The organism is Pseudomonas pudica (assembly GCF_015680405.1).
In the GTDB taxonomy this organism is placed as follows: domain Bacteria; phylum Pseudomonadota; class Gammaproteobacteria; order Pseudomonadales; family Pseudomonadaceae; genus Aquipseudomonas; species Aquipseudomonas pudica.
In genome coordinates, this window is record NZ_JADLJS010000102.1 from 1 (window position 1) to 1,231 (window position 1,231).

At 67.9% G+C, this 1,231-nt stretch carries 1 protein-coding gene; it reads left to right on the forward strand.

What is annotated here, in order from left to right:
- A partial coding sequence (locus tag IRZ77_RS26665; protein WP_196174636.1) for an amino acid adenylation domain-containing protein occupies window positions 1-1,231 on the forward strand: 1,231 nt, incomplete at both ends.

Genomic DNA, 1,231 nt, shown 5'->3' on the forward strand with positions numbered 1-1,231 from the left:
TCGCCACCCCGGACGCCCCGGCGCTGGTGTTTGGCGAGCAGACCCTGAGCTATGCCGAGCTCAACCGCCGTGGCAACCAGCTGGCGCACAAGCTGCGCGAGCAGGGCGTGGGCCCGGACGTGCTGGTGGGCATCGCCATGGAGCGCAGCCTGGAGATGGTCGTCGGCCTGCTGGGTATCGTGAAGGCCGGCGGCGCCTATGTGCCACTGGACCCGGAATATCCCCAGGACCGTCTGAGCTACATGTTCGAGGACAGCGGCATCGCCTTGCTGCTGACCCAGTCGCATCTGCACGAAGCCCTGCCGATCCCGGCCGGCCTGCGCAGCCTGGACCTGGATACCGAGAACTTGGACGGCTACAGCGATGCCAACCCGAACATCGACGTGGCCCCGCTGAACCTCGCCTACGTGATCTACACCTCCGGCTCCACCGGTCGCCCGAAGGGCGCTGGCAACAGCCATCAGGCGCTGGTCAACCGGCTGTGCTGGATGCAGAAAGCCTACGGCCTGGATGCCAGCGACAGCGTGCTGCAGAAAACCCCGTTCAGCTTCGACGTGTCGGTGTGGGAGTTCTTCTGGCCGCTGATGACCGGCGCGCGCCTGGTGGTGGCCCAGCCGGGCGCACACCGCGACCCGCAGCTGCTGGTGGAATGCATCAACCATTACGGCATCAGCACGCTGCACTTCGTGCCGTCGATGCTGCAGGCGTTCATGACCCACGAAGCGGTCGAAAGCTGCGTCAGCCTCAAGCGCGTGGTGTGCAGCGGTGAAGCACTGCCGGCCGAGCTGGCCCGCCAGACCCTGCAGCGCCTGCCGGCGGCGGGCCTGTACAACCTGTACGGCCCGACCGAAGCGGCGATCGACGTCACCCACTGGACCTGCCAGCCGGACGAAAGCATCAGCGTGCCGATCGGCCAGCCGATCGACAACCTCAAGACCCATATCCTCGAAGGCAGCCTGCAACCGGCGGTGCGCGGCAGTGCCGGCGAGCTGTACCTCGGCGGCGTGGGCCTGGCCCGTGGTTACCACCAACGCCCGGCGCTGACCGCCGAACGCTTCGTGCCGGACCCGTTCAGCGACAACGGCGGGCGCCTGTACCGCACCGGCGACCTGGCGCGCTACCGCGCCGATGGCGTGATCGACTACGCCGGGCGCATCGACCACCAGGTGAAGATCCGCGGCTTGCGTATCGAGCTGGGCGAGATCGAGGCGCGCCTGCTGGAGCTGCCGAG